Here is a 5,193-nt window from a genome sequence, read left to right as displayed (position 1 = left end):
ATTTGATGCCTGGCAGTTCCCTACTCTCACATGGGGAAGCCCCACACTACCATCGGCGCTACGGCGTTTCACTTCTGAGTTCGGCATGGGGTCAGGTGGGACCACCGCGCTATCGCCGCCAGGCAAATTCTGTTTCATTCCAACCGTCATGCTTCGCTCACGCTCTCGCACAACCATCAGAACCAATCTTTGAACAAGCTAAATATCAAAACATGTCTCTATGAGTCATCATCACTCAAAACACCTTCGGTGTTGTAAGGTTAAGCCTCTCGGGTCATTAGTACTGGTTAGCTCAACGTATCGCTACGCTTACACACCCAGCCTATCTACGTCGTCGTCTTCAACGGCCCTTCAGGGACATCTAGTGTCCAGGGAAGACTCATCTCGAGGCAAGTTTCCCGCTTAGATGCTTTCAGCGGTTATCTCTTCCGCACTTAGCTACCGGGCAATGCAATTGGCATCACAACCCGTACACCAGTGGTGCGTTCACTCCGGTCCTCTCGTACTAGGAGCAACCCCTCTCAATCTTCCAACGCCCACGGCAGATAGGGACCGAACTGTCTCACGACGTTCTAAACCCAGCTCGCGTACCACTTTAAATGGCGAACAGCCATACCCTTGGGACCTACTTCAGCCCCAGGATGTGATGAGCCGACATCGAGGTGCCAAACACCGCCGTCGATATGAACTCTTGGGCGGTATCAGCCTGTTATCCCCGGAGTACCTTTTATCCGTTGAGCGATGGCCCTTCCATTCAGAACCACCGGATCACTAAGACCTGCTTTCGCACCTGCTCGAGCTGTCACTCTCGCAGTCAAGCTAGCTTATGCCTTTGCACTAACCTCCTGATGTCCGACCAGGATTAGCTAACCTTCGTGCTCCTCCGTTACGCTTTGGGAGGAGACCGCCCCAGTCAAACTACCCACCAGACACTGTCCGCAACCCGGATTACGGGCCTACGTTAGAACATCAAACATTAAAGGGTGGTATTTCAAGGTTGGCTCCACGCAGACTGGCGTCCACGCTTCAAAGCCTCCCACCTATCCTACACATCAAGGCTCAAGGTTCAGTGTCAAGCTATAGTAAAGGTTCACGGGGTCTTTCCGTCTTGCCGCGGGTACACTGCATCTTCACAGCGAGTTCAATTTCACTGAGTCTCGGGTGGAGACAGCCTGGCCATCATTACGCCATTCGTGCAGGTCGGAACTTACCCGACAAGGAATTTCGCTACCTTAGGACCGTTATAGTTACGGCCGCCGTTTACCGGGGCTTCGATCAAGAGCTTCGCCTTGCGGCTGACCCCATCAATTAACCTTCCGGCACCGGGCAGGCGTCACACCGTATACGTCCACTTTCGTGTTTGCACAGTGCTGTGTTTTTATTAAACAGTTGCAGCCAGCTGGTATCTGCGACTGGCTTCAGCTCCATCCGCAAGGGACTTCACCTACGCGCCAGCGTGCCTTCTCCCGAAGTTACGGCACCATTTTGCCTAGTTCCTTCACCCGAGTTCTCTCAAGCGCCTGAGTATTCTCTACCTGACCACCTGTGTCGGTTTGGGGTACGATTTGATGTTACCTGGAGCTTAGAGGCTTTTCCTGGAAGCGTAGCATTGGTTACTTCATCACCGTAGTGACTCGTCATCACGCCTCAGTGTTAACGATGACCCGGATTTACCTAAGTCACCCACCTTCACGCTTAAACCGGGACAACCGTCGCCCGGATAACCTAGCTTTCTCCGTCCCCCCTTCGCAGTAACACCGAGTACAGGAATATTAACCTGTTTCCCATCGACTACGCTTTTCAGCCTCGCCTTAGGGGTCGACTCACCCTGCCCCGATTAACGTTGGACAGGAACCCTTGGTCTTCCGGCGTGCGGGTTTTTCACCCGCATTATCGTTACTTATGTCAGCATTCGCACTTCTGATACCTCCAGCAACCCTCACAGGCCACCTTCAACGGCTTACAGAACGCTCCCCTACCCAACAACACCTAAGTGTCGCTGCCGCAGCTTCGGTGCATGGTTTAGCCCCGTTACATCTTCCGCGCAGGCCGACTCGACCAGTGAGCTATTACGCTTTCTTTAAATGATGGCTGCTTCTAAGCCAACATCCTGGCTGTCTATGCCTTCCCACATCGTTTCCCACTTAACCATGACTTTGGGACCTTAGCTGGCGGTCTGGGTTGTTTCCCTCTTCACGACGAACGTTAGCACCCGCCGTGTGTCTCCCGTGATAACATTCTTCGGTATTCGTAGTTTGCATCGGGTTGGTAAGTCGGGATGACCCCCTAGCCGAAACAGTGCTCTACCCCCGAAGATGAATTCACGAGGCGCTACCTAAATAGCTTTCGGGGAGAACCAGCTATCTCCCGGTTTGATTGGCCTTTCACCCCCAGCCACAAGTCATCCGCTAATTTTTCAACATTAGTCGGTTCGGTCCTCCAGTTAGTGTTACCCAACCTTCAACCTGCCCATGGCTAGATCACCGGGTTTCGGGTCTATACCCTGCAACTTAACGCCCAGTTAAGACTCGGTTTCCCTGCGGCTCCCCTATTCGGTTAACCTTGCTACAGAATATAAGTCGCTGACCCATTATACAAAAGGTACGCAGTCACCTAACAAGTAGGCTCCCACTGCTTGTACGTACACGGTTTCAGGTTCTATTTCACTCCCCTCGCCGGGGTTCTTTTCGCCTTTCCCTCACGGTACTGGTTCACTATCGGTCAGTCAGGAGTATTTAGCCTTGGAGGATGGTCCCCCCATATTCAGACAGGATGTCACGTGTCCCGCCCTACTCATCGAACTCACAACTTGTGCATTTTTGTGTACGGGACTATCACCCTTTACTGTGCGACTTTCCAGACGCTTCCACTAACACACAAACTGATTCAGGTTCTGGGCTCCTCCCCGTTCGCTCGCCGCTACTAGGGGAATCTCGGTTGATTTCTTTTCCTCGGGGTACTGAGATGTTTCAGTTCCCCCGGTTCGCCTCATTACGCTATGTATTCACGTAATGATAGTGTGTCGAAACACACTGGGTTTCCCCATTCGGGTATCGTCGGGTATAACGCTTCATATCAGCTTACCGACGCTTATCGCAGATTAGCACGCCCTTCATCGCCTCTGACTGCCTAGGCATCCACCGTGTACGCTTAGTCGCTTAACCTCACAACCCGAAGGCGTCTTAAAGACATCATCGTGCTGCGATTATTTGAGAGACTCACTGACAGACTGATTTGCCACTGATACCCGCAGGCATCAACGACCATTCAGCTGTCATGTTTCAATTTTCAGCTTGTTCCAGATTGTTAAAGAGCAATATCGTAAACATGACTCCGAAGAATCATCTTTAAGATATTCATGATAATGTCTTTCACTCATTATCGGATTGGCGTCCCCAAGGGGATTCGAACCCCTGTTACAGCCGTGAAAGGGCAGTGTCCTAGGCCTCTAGACGATGGGGACACGAAAAATCCGTACCGAATTAAAAATCCGGCACTATCGTGTCAGCATGAGTTTACACTCATCGCATCAACAGGTGCGCTTGCTCAGTATTTTCATCAGACAATCTGTGTGAGCACTTCACTCAACGCACATCTTCTTGGTAAGGAGGTGATCCAACCGCAGGTTCCCCTACGGTTACCTTGTTACGACTTCACCCCAGTCATGAATCACAAAGTGGTAAGCGCCCCCCCGAAGGTTAAGCTACCTACTTCTTTTGCAACCCACTCCCATGGTGTGACGGGCGGTGTGTACAAGGCCCGGGAACGTATTCACCGTAGCATTCTGATCTACGATTACTAGCGATTCCGACTTCATGGAGTCGAGTTGCAGACTCCAATCCGGACTACGACGTACTTTATGAGGTCCGCTTGCTCTCGCGAGGTCGCTTCTCTTTGTATACGCCATTGTAGCACGTGTGTAGCCCTACTCGTAAGGGCCATGATGACTTGACGTCATCCCCACCTTCCTCCGGTTTATCACCGGCAGTCTCCTTTGAGTTCCCACCATTACGTGCTGGCAACAAAGGATAAGGGTTGCGCTCGTTGCGGGACTTAACCCAACATTTCACAACACGAGCTGACGACAGCCATGCAGCACCTGTCTCACAGTTCCCGAAGGCACCAAAGCATCTCTGCTAAGTTCTGTGGATGTCAAGAGTAGGTAAGGTTCTTCGCGTTGCATCGAATTAAACCACATGCTCCACCGCTTGTGCGGGCCCCCGTCAATTCATTTGAGTTTTAACCTTGCGGCCGTACTCCCCAGGCGGTCGATTTAACGCGTTAGCTCCGGAAGCCACGCCTCAAGGGCACAACCTCCAAATCGACATCGTTTACAGCGTGGACTACCAGGGTATCTAATCCTGTTTGCTCCCCACGCTTTCGCACCTGAGCGTCAGTCTTTGTCCAGGGGGCCGCCTTCGCCACCGGTATTCCTCCAGATCTCTACGCATTTCACCGCTACACCTGGAATTCTACCCCCCTCTACAAGACTCTAGCCTGTCAGTTTTGAATGCAGTTCCCAGGTTAAGCCCGGGGATTTCACATCCAACTTAACAGACCGCCTGCGTGCGCTTTACGCCCAGTCATTCCGATTAACGCTTGCACCCTCCGTATTACCGCGGCTGCTGGCACGGAGTTAGCCGGTGCTTCTTCTGCGGGTAACGTCAATCGATGAGAGTATTAATCTCACCGCCTTCCTCCCCGCTGAAAGTGCTTTACAACCCGAAGGCCTTCTTCACACACGCGGCATGGCTGCATCAGGCTTGCGCCCATTGTGCAATATTCCCCACTGCTGCCTCCCGTAGGAGTCTGGACCGTGTCTCAGTTCCAGTGTGGCTGGTCATCCTCTCAGACCAGCTAGGGATCGTCGCCTAGGTGAGCCATTACCTCACCTACTAGCTAATCCCATCTGGGCACATCCGATGGCAAGAGGCCCGAAGGTCCCCCTCTTTGGTCCGAAGACGTTATGCGGTATTAGCTACCGTTTCCAGTAGTTATCCCCCTCCATCAGGCAGTTTCCCAGACATTACTCACCCGTCCGCCGCTCGTCACCCAGAGAGCAAGCTCCCCTGTGCTACCGCTCGACTTGCATGTGTTAGGCCTGCCGCCAGCGTTCAATCTGAGCCATGATCAAACTCTTCAATTTAAGATTTGTTTGATTTGCTGAACTCGTCAGCGATGCTCAAAGAATTA

Annotated in this window: 1 tRNA gene and 3 rRNA genes; all 4 read right to left on the bottom strand. The window is 52.3% G+C overall.

Annotated features, from left to right (window positions below):
* Nucleotides 1-7: 7 nt before the first annotated feature.
* A 5S ribosomal RNA gene (gene rrf / locus EDI29_RS22400) occupies nt 8-123 on the bottom strand.
* Nucleotides 124-256: 133 nt separating this feature from the next.
* Nucleotides 257-3,164 (bottom strand): 23S ribosomal RNA (locus tag EDI29_RS22395).
* A gap of 223 nt (nt 3,165-3,387) precedes the next feature.
* A tRNA-Glu gene (locus EDI29_RS22390) sits at nt 3,388-3,463 on the bottom strand.
* Between the two features lie 140 nt (nt 3,464-3,603).
* Nucleotides 3,604-5,146: ribosomal RNA gene (locus tag EDI29_RS22385) — 16S ribosomal RNA — on the bottom strand.
* Together the 16S, 23S and 5S rRNA genes with 1 tRNA gene alongside form the textbook arrangement of a ribosomal RNA operon.
* Between the last annotated feature and the right edge of the window lie 47 nt (nt 5,147-5,193).

This window comes from Pectobacterium polonicum, from assembly GCF_005497185.1.
In the GTDB taxonomy this organism is placed as follows: domain Bacteria; phylum Pseudomonadota; class Gammaproteobacteria; order Enterobacterales; family Enterobacteriaceae; genus Pectobacterium; species Pectobacterium polonicum.
This window is presented reverse-complemented; position numbering and strand designations above follow the sequence as displayed.